The 14,735-nt window shown below is 43.2% G+C and carries 19 protein-coding genes; 10 read left to right on the top strand and 9 right to left on the bottom strand.

Annotation, left to right across the window (positions count from 1 at the left end):
* Window positions 1-36: 36 nt before the first annotated feature.
* The 5 genes from cls to KNP98_RS03175 form a co-directional block, all read right to left on the bottom strand.
* A complete protein-coding gene (gene cls, locus KNP98_RS03195) occupies window positions 37-1,500 on the bottom strand; it encodes a cardiolipin synthase (protein WP_214810686.1) in 1,464 nt (487 codons plus the stop codon).
* 111 nt (window positions 1,501-1,611) lie between these two features.
* On the bottom strand, window positions 1,612-3,018 hold the full coding sequence (gene hemG / locus KNP98_RS03190; protein WP_214765529.1) for a protoporphyrinogen oxidase: 1,407 nt from the start codon (window positions 3,016-3,018) through the stop codon (window positions 1,612-1,614).
* Complete coding sequence (hemH, locus tag KNP98_RS03185; protein WP_088836465.1) at window positions 3,008-3,940, bottom strand: ferrochelatase; 933 nt, start codon at window positions 3,938-3,940, stop codon at window positions 3,008-3,010. The genes hemG and hemH overlap by 11 nt, the downstream gene beginning before the upstream one ends.
* The gene (gene hemE / locus KNP98_RS03180) at window positions 3,937-4,983 is read right to left on the bottom strand and encodes a uroporphyrinogen decarboxylase (protein WP_088836464.1); all 1,047 of its coding nucleotides are present in this window, start codon (window positions 4,981-4,983) and stop codon (window positions 3,937-3,939) included. Before hemE ends, hemH begins: the two co-directional genes overlap by 4 nt.
* A gap of 143 nt (window positions 4,984-5,126) precedes the next feature.
* A complete protein-coding gene (locus tag KNP98_RS03175; RefSeq protein WP_088836463.1) occupies window positions 5,127-5,429 on the bottom strand; it encodes a MerR family transcriptional regulator in 303 nt (100 codons plus the stop codon).
* A gap of 117 nt (window positions 5,430-5,546) precedes the next feature.
* Here KNP98_RS03175 and KNP98_RS03170 point away from each other — a divergent pair, with 117 nt between their 5' ends.
* Window positions 5,547-6,842, top strand: a complete 1,296-nt coding sequence (locus KNP98_RS03170; RefSeq protein ID WP_214765535.1) for an ammonium transporter — start codon at window positions 5,547-5,549, stop codon at window positions 6,840-6,842.
* A 97-nt stretch (window positions 6,843-6,939) separates the two neighbouring features.
* Here KNP98_RS03170 and KNP98_RS03165 read toward each other — a convergent pair whose 3' ends face one another.
* Complete coding sequence (locus KNP98_RS03165) at window positions 6,940-8,076, bottom strand: ABC transporter permease (protein WP_214810685.1); 1,137 nt, start codon at window positions 8,074-8,076, stop codon at window positions 6,940-6,942.
* Window positions 8,073-8,807: an ABC transporter ATP-binding protein gene (locus KNP98_RS03160; protein WP_214810684.1), complete on the bottom strand. Its 735-nt coding sequence runs from the start codon at window positions 8,805-8,807 to the stop codon at window positions 8,073-8,075. Before KNP98_RS03160 ends, KNP98_RS03165 begins: the two co-directional genes overlap by 4 nt.
* Before the next feature lie 338 nt (window positions 8,808-9,145).
* Here KNP98_RS03160 and KNP98_RS03155 point away from each other — a divergent pair, with 338 nt between their 5' ends.
* From KNP98_RS03155 to KNP98_RS03135, 5 genes are read left to right on the top strand one after another with little or no spacing between them, the layout of a single operon-like run.
* The gene (locus KNP98_RS03155) at window positions 9,146-9,394 is read left to right on the top strand and encodes a GlsB/YeaQ/YmgE family stress response membrane protein (RefSeq protein WP_088836460.1); all 249 of its coding nucleotides are present in this window, start codon (window positions 9,146-9,148) and stop codon (window positions 9,392-9,394) included.
* A gap of 44 nt (window positions 9,395-9,438) precedes the next feature.
* The gene (locus tag KNP98_RS03150) at window positions 9,439-9,690 is read left to right on the top strand and encodes a GlsB/YeaQ/YmgE family stress response membrane protein (RefSeq protein ID WP_159172722.1); all 252 of its coding nucleotides are present in this window, start codon (window positions 9,439-9,441) and stop codon (window positions 9,688-9,690) included.
* Window positions 9,691-9,735: 45 nt separating this feature from the next.
* The gene (locus KNP98_RS03145; protein WP_088836458.1) at window positions 9,736-9,987 is read left to right on the top strand and encodes a GlsB/YeaQ/YmgE family stress response membrane protein; all 252 of its coding nucleotides are present in this window, start codon (window positions 9,736-9,738) and stop codon (window positions 9,985-9,987) included.
* A 42-nt stretch (window positions 9,988-10,029) separates the two neighbouring features.
* Entirely contained in the window at window positions 10,030-10,281 is a 252-nt protein-coding gene (locus KNP98_RS03140; RefSeq protein WP_159172723.1) for a GlsB/YeaQ/YmgE family stress response membrane protein, read from the top strand.
* Between the two features lie 51 nt (window positions 10,282-10,332).
* Window positions 10,333-10,584 carry a GlsB/YeaQ/YmgE family stress response membrane protein gene (locus KNP98_RS03135; protein WP_088836456.1) on the top strand — a complete coding sequence of 84 codons (252 nt, stop codon included), beginning with the start codon at window positions 10,333-10,335 and terminating at the stop codon, window positions 10,582-10,584.
* Window positions 10,585-10,649: 65 nt separating this feature from the next.
* Here the strand turns inward: KNP98_RS03135 and KNP98_RS03130 are convergent, their stop codons facing one another.
* Complete coding sequence (locus KNP98_RS03130; protein WP_214810682.1) at window positions 10,650-11,726, bottom strand: TcaA second domain-containing protein; 1,077 nt, start codon at window positions 11,724-11,726, stop codon at window positions 10,650-10,652.
* 114 nt (window positions 11,727-11,840) lie between these two features.
* On the opposite strand from KNP98_RS03130, the gene KNP98_RS03125 reads away from it, so the two are divergent.
* The 4 genes from KNP98_RS03125 to KNP98_RS03110 all read left to right on the top strand — a co-directional run bounded on the left by KNP98_RS03125 (window position 11,841) and on the right by KNP98_RS03110 (window position 14,567).
* Entirely contained in the window at window positions 11,841-12,266 is a 426-nt protein-coding gene (locus KNP98_RS03125) for an HIT family protein (RefSeq protein WP_214765547.1), read from the top strand.
* 127 nt (window positions 12,267-12,393) lie between these two features.
* Window positions 12,394-12,735: a hypothetical protein gene (locus tag KNP98_RS03120; protein WP_029332814.1), complete on the top strand. Its 342-nt coding sequence runs from the start codon at window positions 12,394-12,396 to the stop codon at window positions 12,733-12,735.
* A gap of 84 nt (window positions 12,736-12,819) precedes the next feature.
* Window positions 12,820-13,389 (top strand): HTH-type transcriptional regulator Hpr, encoded by a 570-nt coding sequence (locus tag KNP98_RS03115; RefSeq protein WP_029332813.1) that lies wholly within the window; start codon window positions 12,820-12,822, stop codon window positions 13,387-13,389.
* A gap of 263 nt (window positions 13,390-13,652) precedes the next feature.
* Window positions 13,653-14,567 carry a peptidylprolyl isomerase gene (locus tag KNP98_RS03110; RefSeq protein WP_214765550.1) on the top strand — a complete coding sequence of 305 codons (915 nt, stop codon included), beginning with the start codon at window positions 13,653-13,655 and terminating at the stop codon, window positions 14,565-14,567.
* Between the two features lie 80 nt (window positions 14,568-14,647).
* Here KNP98_RS03110 and KNP98_RS03105 read toward each other — a convergent pair whose 3' ends face one another.
* The gene (locus KNP98_RS03105) at window positions 14,648-14,734 is read right to left on the bottom strand and encodes an IS3 family transposase (protein ID WP_353048409.1); all 87 of its coding nucleotides are present in this window, start codon (window positions 14,732-14,734) and stop codon (window positions 14,648-14,650) included.
* Between the last annotated feature and the right edge of the window lies 1 nt (window position 14,735).

The following is a 14,735-nucleotide window of genomic DNA, read 5'->3' as shown; positions in this document are numbered from 1 at the left end:
AATCGTGATCAAAGTCATACCTTTACTTTTTCTTCCTTACAAAATCGGAGACAACAATCTAGAAATGCTCTCTTTAAATTTAATCAGCCTCGACCGTTCTGCATATATTTCAGCAGTTAACAACTTTGATACATCACAATCAGCGAGAAATAATTGTTCTAACTCGAGCGCAGTCGCTCGGTCATATACAATCGAGTTCATTTCAAAGTTCAATCGAAAACTCCGGGCATCAATGTTCGTCGTTCCGACTGAAGCAATCTCTCCATCGACGACAATTGTCTTTGCATGAAGAAACCCTGGTTCGTACGTATAGATTTTCGCTCCATAGGCAATCAGTTCTCCCGCTGCGGCTGTCGTCGCCCAGTAAACGAATGGGTGATCCGGTTTATTCGGAATCATGATTCGAACATCGACACCAGACAATAGCGCCATCTTACACGCATCCATGTAACTGGCATCTGGTATGAAATAAGGCGACTGAATCATTACTGATTTCTTAGCAAGTGAAATCATTTTAATCAATACATTTTTTAAATGTTCTGTCTCAGAATTTGGTCCTGATGTGACAATTTGCATGGGTAACGGCTGATTGATTTCGTGAGATCCATAATAAAAGAGCGTTTTATCCGTGTAGATGTCATTCGCTTGATTCCAATCCAAAATAAATCGATCCAATTGATTGTGAACGACCTCACCTTCTAACCGAAAATGTGTATCACGCCAATAGCCGAATTTCTCATCAATTCCAAAATACTCCGTTCCGACATTAAAGCCTCCGATGTAACCAATCTGCCCATCGACGATACAAGACTTACGATGATTCCGGTTGTTCATTCGAAAATTAATGACTCCAAACATCGGTGGAAAAAACGCAAACACTTCTCCACCATGATGAAGTAAGTCTTTAAAATCTTGTCGTTTCAAATCACGAGAGCCTACTGCATCATACAATAAACGGACTTTGATTCCTTGACGCGCCATCTTCGTCAATGCGTCAATCAATGCTAAGCCAAGGGAATCTTTTTGGATGATGTAATACTGGATATTGATTTCATGTTTGGCATTCATGATGTCTGTCATCATTCGATTAAATTTTTGTTCACCATCTGATAGAATCGTCACTTCATTTTTCAGGCTGAGTAATGACCCGTTTGATTTCAGATTCATTTGAATCAATTGATTGTATCGTTCGATCAACGGATATGTCCGTCGAAGGTCACCCAAATGGTTCACTTCTGCAATCTGTAGCTCGACACGTCGTGACTGTTCCAACCGCTCCTCTTCTTTAACATGATAAAAATCCTTTTTCTTGAGTAGGCGTCCAAAAAATAAATAAATTAAAAATCCAACGATCGGAATGAAATAGAGGACGAGCATCCAGGCCCATGTCGCACCAATATCACGCCGTTCCAAGAAGATGACCGTCAACACTGCAAGTAAATTCATGATTCCCAGTCCAAACAGTAAGACAACTGTAAACGTGCTAAGTACATCCATCATATCCATCCCTCCTCTCCCTTCTATTCCCCAGCATCCATTCTTTAGTCCCTTTGCCGTTCATTAAAAAACATGCCTGAAATTCAGTAGTAACTGAATTTCAGGCATGTTAGTTTAAGCGTTCGACTGTTCGTGTCCGTGCTGTATAGCGATTTCTTCAACCATCGTTTTCGCACTGGCAACACAATCCGGTAAACCGACGCCATCATAAGCCAATCCCGCTAAATACACACCAGGATACTTACTCATGACTTCGTCACGGACAATTTGAATCCGTCCTGCATGACCAACCGTATAAGCTGGTAAACCATCAACTAACCGGCTGATGATGACTTGTCTCGGTGCAAGCGTTTGACCACAAATTTGTTCCAAATCTTTTAATACTGTTTCCTTGATGACATCATCCGTCTCGTGAACGAGCGCATCATTACCTGGCCGACCGACAAAAGCGCGTAAAACCGTATGATTTGGTGCAGAATGACTCCACTTTTGATCGATCGCCGTACATGCCGTAATCGAATACGGGGCACGTCGATTGACGACAAAACCTGTACCTTCAATGGGTAATGTCGCTTGCTCATCGAAAATCAGCGTAACCGTCGCCGTTGAATGGGTCTTCAACTGCTCAAGTTCCCGTAAATCGGCATCCGGAAGTAAACTGACGACTTGAGGATGAGGAATCGTCAAGAGTACATAATCGGCATACTCAGGACCATGATCTGTTTTTAAGCGATACCGTTCATTTTCACGCGCAACTTCGAGTAAAGGCGTTTCTAGACGAATTTCAGTCCGTTCAAGCACTTCTTCTAAACGTTCGACTAGCGATTCAAGTCCCGTTGAAAGTGACAGGAACTGTCCTGTCGCTGGTTTCGTTTGTCCTTGAACTTGAGCAGTCGGACGCATCAAACGCATCCCTTCGAATAACGATCCCGCTTTTTGTTCATTCGCAACGAACTGCGGATATGTCGCGAACGTACTCATTTGATCAATGTTCCCGGCATAAATTCCCGACAATAACGGTTCGATCAACTTCTCGACCAGCGCATCCCCGAGGCGAGGACGCAAGTAACTACCGAGCGGAATATCTTCTTCAGGAATCGTCAATTGATCAGAAGGATGAAGCAACAATCGTGCAACCTCCGCTTTTTCCGAATCTGTCAGCAACGTCGTCTCTGAAAATAAGTTTAAATCGGTCGGGATCCCCATCACAGACCCTTTCGGAATCGGATGGAGACCACCTGGATCTAAAATGAATGCTTGCGACGTGTTGTTTCGAACCAACTTATCGCCTAATCCAACCGCTTCAATTAAATCGGTCAAGATGTGTTTTCGTGCGACGTAAGAATCCGGACCACGCTCAATCATGAAGCCGTCTTCTCGATAGGTCGCGACTTTACCACCAAGTCGCTCACCTGCTTCTAGGACGGTGATATTTAAATCAGGAAATAAACGTTCTGCGAAATAGGCAGCGGCAAGACCAGTAATACCCCCGCCGACGATAACGAGACGTTTACTTGACATAGCTACCAACTTGTTTTGCGACGGCTTCCGTGACTGCCTCCATGAAAGCCGGCTCCGCGTTTGGCATACCTGGTCGAGCATAGTGGATACCGAGTTCGTCACATACGACTTTACACTCGTAATCATTATCAAACAAAACTTCTAAATGGTCAGCGACGAATCCGACTGGTACGTATACGAATGCTTCATACCCTTCTGTTTCATAAACATCACGCGTTAAATCTTGAACGTCTGGCCCGAGCCAAGGTTCAGGTGTTTGTCCTGCCGATTGCCATCCTGTAATCATATGTTTGACACCAGCACGTTTTGCAATCAACTCTGCCGTTTCTTTCAATTGATCCGGATACGGGTCACCGTTTGCAATGATTTTCTCAGGAAGACTATGCGCTGACACGACGAGGACCGCTTTTTCTTCTGTTACAGGCAGTGCATCGAATGTTTGACGAATCGCTTGTCCCCACCAGTTGATGAATGCTTCTTCTTGGTACCATGATTCGACAGAAGCAAGCTGAATTCCGTGTTTGTCCGCGACTTCTTTTGCTCGTCCATTGTATGAACGAATGCTGAATGTCGAATAGTGTGGTGCTAAAACAACCGTCACTGCTTCCGTGATGCCGTCTTTTGCCATTTGCTCGACCGCATCTTCGACGAACGGTTCGATGTGCTTGAGACCTAGATAGAGTTTGAACTCAATTTCGCCCGCATATTTTGCAGACAACTGACGATGTAATTCTTCCGCCTGGTCAATCGTGACTTGTGCAAGTGGCGAGACACCGCCGATTGCTTCATAACGCTCCGTCAGTTCAGCGAGTGCTTCAGGTGACGGTTTACGCCCACGACGGATGTGCGTGTAATATCGTTCGATATCTTCCGGTTTATACGGTGTTCCGTATGCCATTACGAGTAATCCAAGTGTTTTCATTTTGCTACCTCCATTTTTTCTTTCGAATAATCATGGATAAATGCAGTCAAGCGTTTTAAGACTTCTGGGTCGACTTCCGGGAAGATTCCATGTCCTAAATTAAAGATGAATCCAGGACGTTTCATTCCCATGTCAAGAATCTCTGTTGCTTTCGCTTCTAAGATTTCCCATGGTGCAAGTAAATAAGAGGGATCAAGGTTTCCTTGCAACGTTTTTGTCAACCCGCGTTCGCGTGCTTCGTCGATCGACAGACGCCAATCAAGTCCAACGACGTCGAGCGGTAAATCATGCCACTCTTCTGCTAAGTGACTTGCACCGACACCAAACATAATCATCGGAACGCCCGTTTCTTTTAATTCCGTGAAAATCCGCTCCATTGTCGGTTTGATGTAGAGAACATAATCTTTCTGACTTGTCGTTCCGACCCATGAATCAAAAATCTGAAACGCTTGAATCCCAGCATCAACTTGAGCTTTAATGTAGTCAATCACCATGTCTCCGAGTTTCTCCATTAATGCATGCCATACATCCGGATGTCCATACATCAATGCTTTCGTTTTATGGTAGCCTTTTGAAGGTCCACCTTCAATCATATAGCTGGCAAGTGTAAACGGTGCGCCTGAAAACCCAATCAATGGTACTTCTAATCGTTCCCGTAATAACTTGATGGTCTCGAAGATATATGGAATATCTTCTTTTTTAAACGGTTGTAGCGCCTGTACATCTTCCATCGTTTGAATCGGATTCGCGATGACCGGACCGATGCCACTTTTAATTTCAACATCAACACCCATAGATGGTAATGGCGTCATGATGTCTTTGTACAGAATCGCTGCGTCAACACCAAGTTGTTTAACCGGCAATTCAGTGACGTATGCACATAGTTCTGGATCATGTGTGATCTCGAACAGCGTACGCGTCTTTTTAATTTCACGATATTCCGCTTGATAACGACCTGCTTGTCGCATGTACCAGACAGGTACGTGGCCCACTTGTTCGCCACGGACCGCCCGTAAAAACGTATCATTGAAGTTTTTCATCATAACTACCCCTTTATACTCTTACTAACGCCCCAAAATAACGTACGATAAGTTTGTGAACACAGAAACATTATATCTGAAATGAAGAAGTCTGTGCCAATAAATCGGTTACAAAATTACAGTTCCTTATCCAGTTCATTAAATGTTCACCGTTTCTTGTAAAGACCAAACGCAGCATTCAATTGTCCCCGAATTAAATCAGTTCGTTGCTGCTCCGTTACTTTCCGCTCTTTTTCACGGATTTCATGCGTCCGCCAACCATCTTCGATTTTTTCTGCAACTTCAACTAGTCGTTCAATATCTGTAAATGAATATTTTCGTGTTTTCCCGTTCGTACGCTCCGGGAAAATAAGTTTCCGCTCCTCATAGTAACGAATCTGACGTTCCGATAACCCTGTCAATTCACAGACAATCCCGATCGACATCACTTTCTTTTCACGGTAACTCATCTTCGTCACTCCTTTTGATAAAAATACCATGTCAGATTTTCTGACACAAGTCGTTCCTTAAAAACAATTTCCGTTTAAAGTAAACACATACTTTAAATTGATAAAGGAGGAACGACGATGAATCTTGAAGAAATGATCATTTCAGTTGATACGTTTTATGTCTTATTCGCTACGCTACTCGTCTTTACGATGCAAATCGGTTTCCTATTACTTGAAACGGGAATGTTACGCGCCAAAAATGCAGGGCACGTCGCCGTCAAACAGCTCATTAGTTTTTCCGTCGCCGCGTTAGCTTTTTGGGCGATTGGGTTTGGACTGACGTTCGGAGACGGACCTGGTCTAATCGGAACGGAAGGATTCTTCTTACAAGGAGGGTTCTCAAGTCTCGACTGGTCAAATGTTACAATCGATGTTAAGTTCCTCTTCCAACTCTCATTCGTCGCTGTTTCCTTAGCGATTGCCTGGGGCGGGTTTGCTGAACGAGCTAAACTATCTGTTTATCTGCTGTTCGGAACATTCTTTGTCGCCATCATTTATCCAATCATCGCTCGCTCCGTTTGGGCAGGTGGTTTCCTCGGTTCACTCGGTATGCAAGACTTCGCCGGTTCGACCGTCGTCCACTTACAAGGTGGAATCGCCGCTCTCGTCGCCGCGTTAATTTTGAAAAAGCGGATTGGCGCTGAAAAAACGCCGCTCCTTGGTCACAACGTCATCTATTCTGTCGTCGGCGCCTTCATTCTTTGGTTATGCTGGTTCGGCTTCAACGCTGGATCGACATTGACGATTGCCGACGGGTTCTTCAGTTATGTCGCCTTGACGACGTTACTTGCGACAGCTGCCGGCGCACTCGGCGCACTCGCTATTTCTTTCTGGCATCGTCGTGTGGCAGACATTCCTTCGATTATCAACGGCGTACTTGCAGCACTCGTCGCGATTACTGCAGCCTGTGCATTCGTTGAACCGTGGGGTGCCGTCGTCATCGGTTTCCTCGCAGGTATCATCACGTACGGAACAAGCATTTTACTCGCGCGCCGTGTCGATGATCCATTATGTGCCTTCTCTGTTCACGGTGTCGCCGGGATTTGGGGCACACTTGCTACCGGGTTCTTCGCCTCACCACGCCTCGTTGAAATCACAGGGATTGGACAAGCTGGATTATTCTACGGGGGTGGCTTTAGTCAACTCGGTGTCCAAGCACTCGGTGTTGTCTTCGCTGTCATCGTCGTCAGTGTCTTAAGTTATGCTTTCCTCAAACTCCTCGATGTAACGATCGGCCTTCGGATCACGCGAGAAGATGAACTCCGCGGACTTGATGTCGCTGAACACGGACAAGCTTCATATGACCTCCCCGCTCCAATCAGTAAAGAACTAAAAGCAACGTATGATGCTGAAACTTCTGAAAAAGTGAATTAACATCTCGTTTTCTTAAACAAGAAACTAACCCCCGATTTCTCGTACCTACTTAGGAACGAGAAATCGGGGGTTAGTCTGTCATACATTACATTACATTTCATTTTCTGAGATACATTTCACTAACGGCAATGGCGATGATTGCCCCAACCAAGACGATAGGTTGTCCGTTCATTAACATAGCGATTAATGCTAATGCGATAATCTGAAGGATTGACGCGACCCGGATGACTTTTTTACGAGAGCTATTCGCATCTCCAAAAGGCAACAAGCGCGTTAAGAGGTGTGAGTCAATCGCTCGTGTGAACGGTGCCAATTGGAAACTTGTCAAACCACTGAAGGCAGGAATTGCAAACGTGACAAGCCATGGATTATCTTTTCCGAGCCAAATGAAGACTGCTCCAATCAATGTGAGCCGAACAATCAATCCAATTCCGTCTGTGCTACGAATGAGTTGCTTCATGTAAAGGTAGTCGAACGTTTGTTTTTTATCAAATTGAATTTTTTCGACGAGTTGGCTTAAGATACGGCGTTGTTTATACGTCTTCGATAAGCGTGGAACATCAACGAACCAGTTCGCAATCCGGTAGAAACGATCACGCGACTCCTGCTCGATTGCAATCCATTCCATCAGCGGTAACTGCTGATATTTTTTTAAGTGCAGCGTGACGAGCAGTAAGCTCGTAATCACTATACTGAAAAGCGGCATATCAATCATCACTAAAATCCCTGCGCCCACTGCATACAGAACGACAAGCCGGTGCGGAATCGCTTCTAGTTTCGATAGGTTCGCGCTCGCACCAATCATCGCGAGAGCGAAAAATAATACGATCATCTCAAGCGGACTCGTTGATTCCGTTCTTACATAAAGGACAGCGATTGCTAAAAACGGAATGACAACTCGAACCATTCCTAAAAAAGCATTGTACAGTCGGACCCGCTTCATATAAGAACGAAGTTGCGGCAAGTTCGGCAATAAAAATACTTGGTCAGCCTCGACTAAGAACGTTCGTGCCGTCCGATAAAAGGCGATGATAATGAATAAACCGCCCATCAGCAGATTTCCAGGAAAGTCGCCATTGATTTGATTCAGAAACCGCCCATAGACGACGAGAGCATACAAGATGACGAAGTAGACCGTAAATAACAATCCACCGTTCGCCATGTACTTCATGTACTTGGTCATTTCCGACATCGCAGCTTGATAGCGTTCTCGCCATAAGGTAGCACTCGTCATCCTTCTGCCTCCTCGATGGCAGCTACATAAATGTCATCAAGCGAACTACCCGTTAAATCAAAACGTTTCCGCAATTCCTCGGTCGTCCCCTCTGCTGCGATATGTCCATCGTGAAGGAGAATAAATCGATTACAATGCCGCTCCGCAGTCTCTAAAATATGTGTGGACATTAAAATACCTTTTCCATCGGTTTTTAATTCACTAAAAATATGCAACAATTCCCGGATCGCTAGTGGATCGAGACCAACAAACGGTTCGTCGACAATCAATAACTCACTGCCTGTGATTAAAGCACAGAGAATCATCGCCTTTTGTTTCATTCCTTTAGAAAATACACTTGGAAACCATTCCAGCTGTTTCGTCATCCGCAATCGCTCTGTGTAATGTTCGATTCGTTCTTGTGCTGTTTTCTCATCGACATCATACCCTTGCGCCATTAAGCGAAGGTGCTCTCGAAGAGTCAACTGTTCGTATAACATCGGCTGTTCCGGGATGTATGCCACTTGTTTCCGGTACGTTTGTTCATCAGCTGACAGACTGACACCGTTAATCAAGATTTCACCTGACTTAATAGGTAACAATCCTAATATGTGCTTAATCGTCGTCGATTTCCCGGCACCATTCAATCCAATCAGTCCAACTAACTCCCCTTGCTTTACTGCTATATCAATATGATGCAACACTGTTTTCGATCCATATCCACCTGAAAGATCTTTAATTTCTAATAACAAATCTAGCCACTCCTCTCATTAACTATCCTAGACAATTCATCCTTGTTTTTCTACTATTGATGATTTTTTTTAAAAGAAAAGGTTTCAATACATCTTATTACGGCAATTACTCTAAGTGTAATCGTTACATCAATATATGAAAAACGATTTACAAAAATTGAAAGTGTATGTCACATCAAACGTTTTATAGAGAAGTAACTGGTCTAATCGTCTAGCTATCTTATCTACTTGTATTGTTTTACTTCTCATCAAAAATTACGTTTATGAGTCATTCATTTTCAAAGTGTTTATAACAACCTGAAAACAGGTAAATCTAAGTATGAAAAGGAGTGTTTCAAATGGGATTCTTATGGGCTTTAATCGTTGGTGGACTAATCGGTTGGGTAGCAAGTTTAATCATCGGGAAAGACGTTCCTGGTGGCATCATCGGTAACATCATTGCTGGTTTCATCGGCGCAATCATCGGACAGTCAATCTTCGGTTCAATGGGACCTGATCTTGCCGGGTTCGCAATCATTCCTGCAATCTTAGGTGCAATCATCTTAATCTTCATCGTGTCATTGATTCTTCGTGCCATTCGCAAGTAATCATTATCATCGAATAACAATTTAAATTAGAGGAGTGTTTTTAAATGGGATTTTTATGGGCTTTAATCGTCGGCGGTTTAATTGGTTGGGTAGCGAGCTTGATTATCGGGAAAGACGTACCGGGCGGCATCATCGGTAACATCATCGCAGGTTTCATCGGTTCAATGATCGGACAAGCTATCTTCGGTGACATGGGACCTGACATCGGCGGTTTCGCGGTAATTCCTGCAATCATTGGTGCAATTATCTTAATCTTCATCGTGTCACTCGTTCTTCGTTCAGTAAATAAAAAGTAAGTAGCAGTAACCACTAAAACTAGTAATTCAAAGGAGTGTTTTTTAATGGGATTTTTATGGGCTTTAATCGTTGGCGGTTTGATTGGTTGGGTAGCGAGCTTGATCATCGGGAAAGACGTTCCTGGTGGCATCATCGGTAACATCGTCGCAGGTTTCATCGGTTCAATGATCGGACAAGCCATCTTCGGGGACATGGGACCTGACATCGGCGGATTCGCAGTTATTCCTGCAATCATCGGTGCAATCATCTTAATCTTCATCGTATCGTTGATTCTTCGTTCAGTAAACAAAAAATAAGTAACAGTAACTACAACTACTAATTCAGAGGAGTGTATTTTAATGGGATTCTTATGGGCTTTAATCGTCGGCGGTTTAATTGGTTGGGTAGCGAGTTTAATTATCGGGAAAGACGTTCCTGGCGGCATCATCGGTAACATCGTCGCTGGTTTCATCGGTTCAATGATCGGACAAGCAATTTTCGGAGACATGGGACCTGACATCGGCGGTTTCGCAGTCATTCCTGCAATCATCGGTGCAATCATCTTAATCTTCATCGTATCACTCGTTCTTCGTTCAGTTCGTAAACGGTAATAAAAACTAATTACTTGAGACCTTATTCAAACTAAAAAAGGAGTGTTTTAAATGGGATTCTTATGGGCTTTAATCGTTGGTGGTATCATTGGTTGGTTGGCAAGTCTTATTCTTGGTAAAGACGTTCCCGGTGGTATCATCGGTAACATCATCGCAGGTTTCGTCGGGGCCATGATCGGTCAAGCTCTCTTCGGTAGTTGGGGACCTGATCTTGGAGGATTCGCCGTCATTCCAGCATTACTCGGAGCAATCATCTTGATTCTAATCGTTTCGTTCATTCTTCGTGCAGTGAACAAAAAATAATAAATGAAAGCACCGGTAACAGACTCGAAGTTCTCAAAGTCGTTACCGGTGCTTCTTTTGTACCATCAGCGTAATTCTAACCACATTTTATCCGAACGCTCGATCACTCTTTTTTCTGAGCGCAAGTTAAGCCAACCTAGTATATCTTCAAAGAAGCTCGTCGGGTACTCCCAGACGGTCCCGATCGATTCATTACTTTTCGATTCCGGTTTACCGGCGACTGCTTCAAGCTCAGACGGCGTCTTATTTAAATCAATCATGATGCTTTTTACATCATTGTTTGCATACGTCACTTCAAAACCGTCGTACACTGCACGATTTGCTACATTTGATGCTGGAGGCGATACTGGAGGACCAAATTCTTTTTCGAACGACGTACGGTCGCCTCCTAGATAAGTCGTCATCGTATCGATCGACTTGCCTGTTCGTGCCTCGACTTCAGTTTCTAACAATTTTTCGATGTCTAATCCATACTGCTCCGTGACGTCTGGTTTGATTTGCTTCGCTAACTTAAACGTTACTTCCGTTGTTTTTTCGTCTCCCAGTTGAACGGTTTGACGGTCTCGTCCTGTCTTACCATTGGCTTCGACACTTGCAAGTACATCGTACTCACCCGGAAAACGTTTGATTTTCAACGGCTCATCCTCCTGGACGCCTACTTCTTCATCATCTATGAAGACAGTCGTCTCTGGTACATCACTCGTTACTTGAAGTAGCTGTTTATTTAGATGAAGCACATATTCGTCATACCAAAAGCGCCCTGCTGTTTTTTTTAGCTCGAACAAATCTTGTTCATTTTTCTCTGCTGTAGGTTCAGGGTAATTTTGCTGATCGGCTTTAATCTCCGCCGCTGCTCGGCTGAGACGTCCGTCCTCTGCCTGAAACCATTTCATCAAACGAGTTGCTTCCGCAATCGATACAACCTGATCGTCTTCATAGACGAGTTTTTGGAACGCAGCCCGGTCCTGATCGTTCACGGCTTTCACAAAAACAGCTTCTGTACGCTCTCGCTCAGCAGCCGGCTTGATTTGGCTTACGTACCCCCAGACTCCCCCTGCAACTAAGAGGAGAACGATTCCGATGATGAGCAAACGCTGATTTCGTTTTTTCCTTTGTTCATGTAACGTCATACGAGACGGCATCGTGAGTTCCCTACTTTCTTTAATCTTGTGTATCTAAGTGTAAAAACGTTTGATTACGTTGTCAATCACACTTAAGATGGAGATAATTCTATTTTTAAAAAAGGAGTAATCCCTATGCAAAAAGATAACTGTATTTTCTGCAAAATTGCTAAGCACGAAGTACCTAGCCATAAAGTGTTTGAAAATGATGAGGTTCTTGCATTCCTCGATCTTTCTCAAGTTACAAAAGGTCATACATTAATCATTCCAAAACAACATGCAGATCACGTATACGATTTATCGGTCGAAGATGCTCAATCAGTCTTTGCCGTAGTTCCGGAAATTAGTCGTGCCTTACAAAAGGAAACACAAGCTGCTGGCATCAACATTCTATCGAACACGGGCAAGGTCGCTGGACAGTCCGTATCACACTTTCATATTCATTTAATCCCACGGCATGATAAACATGATGGTTTTGGCGCAAAATGGGAAGTTCATAATGAAGACTACACGGCTGAAGAGCTTGCCATTTTAGCAAATTCAATCTCGACTCACCTGTAAAAAGACCTTCGAATGCATTATTCCATACACCCTTTTTTAGAAATATTGTCAAAATAGGTTTCCAATATCGGATTTTCGGTAAAATAATATGAAACAAATATTTTAATATTAAAGAAGGAGGTAAACTATGTCGAAGCGTCCCCAACGTAACTGGGTCGCTTTTGGTGCTACGCTGTCGCTTGTGACTTTTTACGGTTTGAAGGCGCTTCGCCAAGGTACTAAAAGTGACTCTTCGAATGGTAAACAACGTCGAAATTCTTATTCTACAATCGTAACGAACGTGCAGGATTTAACACAGGAGGGCAAGAACTTAATAGAGACAGCTAAAATTTCCGGTACAACCTTCAAAGATGAAGTTACGAAAGATGTCTCTGTGTATCAAGCCGAGATTCAAGAATCCATTTCGCGTATCCAAGAATTAGCTGATGAGGCGAAACAAGATGCGGATCACCTCTCTCCTCAAAAGTAAGGTCCATTGCTTCGATTTGTTTTTTGTATAGTTTGCATTTTGCGTTTTTTAGCCATCGTCACCTTTCGAAAGGATGAGTCAGATATGGAACATGAAAAATTATATCCTGGACAAGAAGCACTGTTATACAGTCATAAAATTGTCCAGCTGAGCAAAGCACTATGGAAAACGGTAGAAAAAGATTGGCAAAATTGGATTAAGCCCTTTGATTTAAACATCAATGAGCATCATATCCTCTGGATTTCACATGCTTTAGGTGGTGCTTCGATTTCTGAGATCGCGAAGTACGGTGTCATGCACGTTTCAACGGCGTTTAACTTCTCTAAAAAATTAGAAGACCGTGGTCTGTTGACATTCTCTAAGAAAGAGACGGATAAACGAAATACCTACGTTCAACTCACACCGGCTGGCGAAACGCTTTTACTTGAGACCATCCAAGCGTTCCGTCCGGAAGAGAACGGTGTCTTCCGTGCCTCACTCCCGCTTCAAGAATTATACGGGAAGTTTCCTGAGCTGACGGACATCTCTGCAATCGTTCGTCGTTTATACGGGGACAGCTTCATGGATATCTTCGCTGAAACGTCGAAAATGATTACAGAAGAAGCTGATCGTCGCCCGCAAGACCCTGTCATCGATTCAATCAAAAAGGCATAACTCGATGCTTTTAAAAATCAGGCGTTCTAGCCTCTTCCTAGAACGCTTTTTGTCTGTTTTGTGGAGTGACGGTCACATTACTAGTCTGTGTCAAAGACAGAATTCCCATCACAATTTCCCATAAAAATAGTCGACGCTGTTGATGATGAATGTGATAGCATAGAAAAGAGCAAACATCTTTTGAAAAGGTGTGCAGCTGTCAACCTAGCCAGGATATGATATGATAGAACGGTTGAAATAAATGGTAAATTAGGGGTGTATGTATGAAGAAGAAATTTTTAAGTGCAGCAGCAGTCGCAAGTGTTTTCACACTAGCAGCGTGTGGGTCAAATGATGAAGCCGTCATCAACTATAAAGGTGGCGAAGTGAACAAGGCTGATGTCCAGGAAGAGGCCTATGAAAAAGCGGGTGCGCAAATCGCTTTCCAACAAACAATGAACGAGCTTCTTGAAAAAGAATATGGCAAAAAAGTAACGGATAAAGAAGTAGAGGCAGAAGTCAAAAAAACAAAAGACCAATTCCCGGATGAAGAGCAATTCAACTCTACATTGGAAACAGCCGGTATTAAAAGTGAAAAAGAATTCGAAAAAGTTCTTCGCACACAAATGCTCCTAACAGAAGCGAAATCTGCGAAATCTAAAGTAACAGATAAAGAAATTGAAGAACGTTTCAATCAAGAAAAAGTTGAAGTAAAAGCAAGCCACATTCTTGTCGAAAAAGAATCAGAAGCAAAAGCAATCAAAAAAGAGTTAGATGACGGTGGAGACTTCGCAAAAATCGCTAAGGAGAAATCGACAGATACAGGTAGCGCTACGAAAGGTGGAGACCTCGGTTACTTCACAAAAGGTAAAATGGTCGAGGAATTCGAAACGTATGCCTTCAAAGATGGCGTTGAAGGTAAAATCTCTGATCCAATCAAAACACAATTCGGTTACCACATCATCAAGGTAACGGATCGTAAAGAACAAAAGGACTTTACACTTGAAAAAGAAGAAGACCGGATCAAAAAAGAACTTGCTGAAGAAAAAGCAGCACAAGTCAATCCGAACGATATCTACCGTGCATTGATGAAAGAGTACGATGTCAAAGTCGAAAATAAAGACTTTAAAGACGCATTTGATCTCGATAAACAAGAACAAGAACAAATGCAGCAACAAATGATGCAACAACAGCAGTAATCAAAAAACGCCGATGATTCCGTTTTCTATTGAACTGCGCCCTATAGTTTGGACAATTTAATAAAAGCACCTTTATTGTTTTAAGCTGCTATGAGATGGCTTCGGTATTGTGCCGGAGTCATCTTTTGTAGTTTCCATTGTCTTCGTTCGCTATTGTAATAGTCAATG

The sequence above is a fragment of the Exiguobacterium sp. s127 genome (genome assembly GCF_018618695.1).
In the GTDB taxonomy this organism is placed as follows: Bacteria; Bacillota; Bacilli; order Exiguobacteriales; family Exiguobacteriaceae; genus Exiguobacterium_A; species Exiguobacterium_A oxidotolerans.
Note: the sequence above shows the minus strand (reverse complement) of the source record. Positions and strands in the feature narration are given on the sequence as shown.